Below are 4,963 nucleotides of genomic sequence, written 5' to 3' on the forward strand. Positions count from 1 at the left end.
AAAAGAAGGGCTATAAAAATAGCCCTTCTTTTAGAATATTACGATAAACATTACGGATTTTGAGGTCCAATGTTTGGATTTGCATTAATCTCATCACGAGGGATCAGGAACAAGAATCTTACATCTCCAGCTGGGATTGAGGTTACCTCTGCTACTGAAGTAGATATGTAATTTGGAACATTTGCTATTGTTCTATCCAATGGCAAGTTTAGGCGTTTCAGATCCAGATATCGAAAACCTTCGCCCCAAAGTTCAACCCTACGGTTAACCATGATCTCATCTACAAGAGCTGTACCTATGTTAGTGCTCTGCACAGCGCTTAAATCTCTTTTAGAAACTAAAGCAAATAACGCTGCTTGTGCCAATCCGTCCTGGGTACTTCTCGCATAAGCTTCAGCAAGAATTAAATGCATTTCCGCACTTCTCATCCAAGGTGTATCTCCTAATGATGGATCACCTACTGTTTTAACTGAAAACTTTCTGCTCATGTAATTTCTTCTCGTGAAAGCAGTTGTAGGTAGGGGAAAGTTCGCTGCTGTTGGTGCTGGCTCCCACATTTTCTTTCTCACATCCGTTGGAGAAATTTGATTATACAATGCTGAGTTGATCATTTTAGGTGTACCTCTCATATAAGTGGTATTCGCATTGTAGGCAATCTGCGCATAAAAAGATCCAAAAGTATCACCTTGCTCTGTAGTTGGCATCGCACACCACATAAACTCAGATAAGCTATTGTTATTAAAACCACTTTGATAATCGGCCTGGCTCATTAAAGGATATTTTCCACCATCGATTACCTCTTTAGCATATTTAATCGCATTTGGATAATCCTGCATGGTTAAGGCTACTCTTGCCCTTAAGCCTTTCGCCACCCAAACATCAGCATGGGTTTTGTTCACTTTAGCAGTTAGGTTTAAAGCAATTGCTTTATCCAAATCAGAAATGATTTGGGTATAAATCTGCTCTACCGAAACACGTGGCTTAGCTACATCAGCTACAGTCAATACCAAAGGAACGGCCAGTTGATTATTTGGTTTTGCTGCAGCATTGTATCTGGTGCCATAAAATTGAACCAGGTAAGAGTAAGCATAGGCTCTAATGGTATAGGCCTCAGCTTTAATTCTATTTTTATCTGCGTCCGATCCCGTAGCAGCATCAATATATTCTAACAAATAGTTGGCATTATTAATCATACGGTAAAATGTACGGTAATAATAAAGGTTACTTGGGTGGGTATCGATGCGGGGAGCCTGGTAATTACCTTCCCCAGTTGAGGTAAACCATGTAGCAGCTGCCTGATGCAAATCCTCTCCCATAAAATCTATTCCTAATAATATACCCCCAACCCCTGGCTTGCCTTGAGCATTGGTTGTTGTTGTTGTTGTTCTTGTGAACATATAGGAATAAATACCATTAAGCACCGCTGTGGCATTTGTTGTGGTAGAAAAAACCTCTTCTAAGCTTACCTGATTGGTTGGCTGAGTTTGAAGGTATTCCTTTTTACAGCTTGGCGCAATTAAAACAGCCAATAAAACTGCAAATATTAAAATCTTTTTCATATCTCTTTCTTCACTAATTTCTAATATTATAATGATAAGTTTATACCAACACTAATACTACGGCCCTGAGGATAGGTATTAGCATTAACACCATCAAATGCTTCGCTTGGGTTTAAACCTTTTCTTTTCGAATGCAGGTATAAATTTTCTGCAGTAACAAATAAACGTGCGTTTTTAACATCTATCTTGCCTAACCAGCTTTGTGGCAAATTGTAAGCTAAGTTGATATTGCGGATGTTCCAATATGAAGCATCGATCAACCATCTTGAAGAAGTTGCATTGATATTGGTTGAGTTGCCATAATCTGCTCTGGGAATATCAGATGAAGTGTTACTCTGTGTCCATGAGTTTAAAATATCTTTATGAAGCGCACCTCCGTAAGAACCAGTACTCATCAATCCCTGATAAACACTATCGTAAGCTTTACCACCAATCTGATAATTGATCAGGAAAGATAATGACCAATCCTGGTACCTGAAGGTGTTGCTTACCGAACCGATCAAGTCTGGAATAGCCGAACCTGAATAGTCAAATTTAGCATTAGATTGAGTAGTTACATACTGAACACCATTTACTGTCCTGATGTTGGCAGGTAATGTACCATCTGCCGGGATATATAAAGCAGATCCATCAGTAGGATCAACGCCTGCATATTGCCTCAACCAATAGTCATAAATACTATGACCAACTTCTCTTCTTTTTGTACCACTGATAATTTGCGGTGTTTCAACCGGTAATTCAGTGATTCTATTTTTGAACACAGTCCAATTGGTAATGATATTCCAATTAAAATCTTTCGATCTCAAAATGTCTGCTCCTAATTGTAATTCGACACCTCTGTTGTACATCGAACCTGTATTCATAGACTTAAATGGAACAGCTGCCGACAAAGGTTGTGGTATGCTGAAAATCAAGTCATTTACGTTTTTATTATAGAACTCCAGCTCTCCAAACAGTCTTCTTCCGAAGAATGAAAAGCTAAGTCCTGTATTCAATGTATTTTGTTTCTCCCAGCTCAAATCAGGGGTAGCTACCGATGCTAAAAGCACGCCTCCTTCAGTATTAGAGTTTAAGCCCAAATCGAAGAATGCACGATCACCATAATAGTTCGCGGTACCGTCAGTTTGTAGAAGCGCATTATTACCAACCTGGCCGTAAGAAACTTTAAGTCGTAAATCATCAATCCAACTTGATTCTTTTAAGAAACTCTCTTTTTTGATGGCCCATGATCCACCCACAGAGAAGAATGTTCCCCACCTGCTCTGAGGCGCAAATCTGGATGAAGCATCACGTCTGAGAGATGCGTCTAAGAAATATTTGTCGTCGTAATTGTAAGAAAACTTAGAAAGATAAGATTCAATCCGGTCATTATCTGCTCTACCTGATGAACCTACAGCAGTTACAAAATTAGGAAATTCTGTATTTCCACGAGCAATAAGGTTGTTTCTATCCGCAGAAAAAGTACGGAACCTGTAACTGTAATTTTCATGACCAGCTAAGGCAGAAAATGTGTGCAATCCAACTGTTTTATTATAGCTAAGTAATTGGTTGAAAGTATAAGAGGTGATTGTATTGGTACTTTGAGATTTAGTACCATTGCTACCTGCGCCATCTCCCACCAGCGAATTCTGGAATTGATCTGCAGTATTATTCCTTAAATCCATGCTAATGTTTGGCGTGAAAGTAAAGTCCTTTAAGAATTTCACTTCAATGAATGACCTCGCACTGATCAATGTTCTTTTGAACGCGTTATCATTTAGCATCGTTTCATAAACAACATTACGTCCGGGTGATGCACCTGCGGGGCGATTAATAGCGCCAGGATGAATACCATAATCATACCATTGCTCGCCTGTAACCGTATTCATAACTGGATTTCCTGTAGCATCGAACGCATGAACCGGGTAAATAGGTCCAATCGCACGGGCAAATTGGAATGCGTTAACAAAACTAGCGCCATTACCGGTTGAGGCATCGGATGCGATATTTGCATCAGACATTGTTCCAGATAAGTTCAATCCTGTTCTTAACCAAGGCTTTAACCTTGTATTAACATTAACCCTTGCATTGAAACGACGGAAATCTGATTTCAAAATAAAACCCTGATCATTTAAATATCCTAATGAAAATAAATAATCAGACTTCTCAGTACTTCCTGAAGTGCTGATGTTAGCATCAGTTCTTTTACCAGTTCGCTCCATCGCCTTATACCAATCGAAATCATCATACAAAAGTGAAGCGTTTGGATTCAACTTTCCATCTAAACCAACCAATTGGTTTGCCGGAACATTAAAAGGGTTGTATATTAAATTGGTTGCCACATCGGCACTTGCTCTAGCTGAAGCAGCCGCATCTGTTAACTTAGTGGAAGCAGTATACATAAAGTTATTCTTGATTCCCTGCCAAACTGCTGGAAAATACTCATATGCATTTAAACGATCATATTCAGGAATTCCTCTTGTAGACCAGCCCTGACTGAAGCTAGCATTAATAGATGGATCACCACCTTTTCCTTTTTTAGTGGTTACAATGATTACACCATTTGCACCCCTTGCACCATACAGTGCAGATGAAGACGCATCTTTCAACGTCGAAATGCTTTCAATGTCATTCTGATTGATATCACCAATGCTACCGTCATAAACCGCACCATCCAACACAATTAAGGGGCTGTTAGACGAAGAAAGAGAGCCAAAACCACGGATTCTAATTGCAGCATTGTTACCTGGTTGTCCGTTAGAGGCACTTACAGAAATACCTGGTGCAGAGCCTTGTAAAGCAGCGGTTAAGTTGGTAACCGTTCTTTTTTCTAACTCTTTCGAACTAATACTAGAAACAGAACCCGTAATAGATTCTTTTTTCTGCGTACCATAAGCAACGACCACCACATCGGCAAGACTTTTTGAATCGGGATTAAGTCCAACACTCAAACTACCAGCAGAGGTAACGTTAACTGTTCTGGATGTAAATCCAATATAAGAAAACTGGATTGCTGTAACGGAAGAACTGATCCTAAGAGAGTATTTTCCGTCTCCGCCAGTTATGGCCACAGCTTGTGACCCAACGGCTTTTACACTAACACCTGGAAGAGGAATATTATCCTCAGTAGACGTTACTGTTCCTGTAATTGTCCGTTCCTGAGCCATCGCGTTAAATGCGATGAACAAAAGCACGAACAAACTTTGTAAAAGTTTTTTCATGAATTTAAATTAGTTGTTTGATTAAATATTTAAGGCAACTAATTTATAGAAAATATTACTGTGTAATTTAAATATTACAAATGAATCTATTTTTAGCTCAAATAAAATGACATTAAGATTACACAAAAAGCCCTATTAACAACAAAATTCATAAGATCTTCATTTTCAAAAGTAAATTTAATAAAAAAAGAGAGGCAAGTTTTG

General features: G+C 38.8%; 2 protein-coding genes. Both read right to left on the bottom strand.

The features are described 5' to 3' along the window. Positions 1-50: 50 nt before the first annotated feature. Positions 51-1,559 (bottom strand): RagB/SusD family nutrient uptake outer membrane protein, encoded by a 1,509-nt coding sequence (locus R2S57_RS30130; RefSeq protein WP_316848613.1) that lies wholly within the window; start codon positions 1,557-1,559, stop codon positions 51-53. A 26-nt stretch (positions 1,560-1,585) separates the two neighbouring features. Continuing rightward, a complete protein-coding gene (locus R2S57_RS30135) occupies positions 1,586-4,759 on the bottom strand; it encodes a TonB-dependent receptor (protein ID WP_316848614.1) in 3,174 nt (1,057 codons plus the stop codon). Positions 4,760-4,963: the final 204 nt, after the last annotated feature.

Source organism: Pedobacter psychrodurus, from assembly GCF_032678585.1.
Taxonomy (GTDB): Bacteria; Bacteroidota; Bacteroidia; order Sphingobacteriales; family Sphingobacteriaceae; genus Pedobacter; species Pedobacter psychrodurus_A.

Excerpts from the sequence above, each read along its gene's own strand:
- R2S57_RS30130 (WP_316848613.1), bottom strand. The coding sequence starts at position 1,559 with ATGAAAAAGATTTTAATATTTGCAGTTTTATTGGCTGTTTTAATTGCG.
- R2S57_RS30135 (WP_316848614.1), bottom strand. The coding sequence starts at position 4,759 with ATGAAAAAACTTTTACAAAGTTTGTTCGTGCTTTTGTTCATCGCATTT.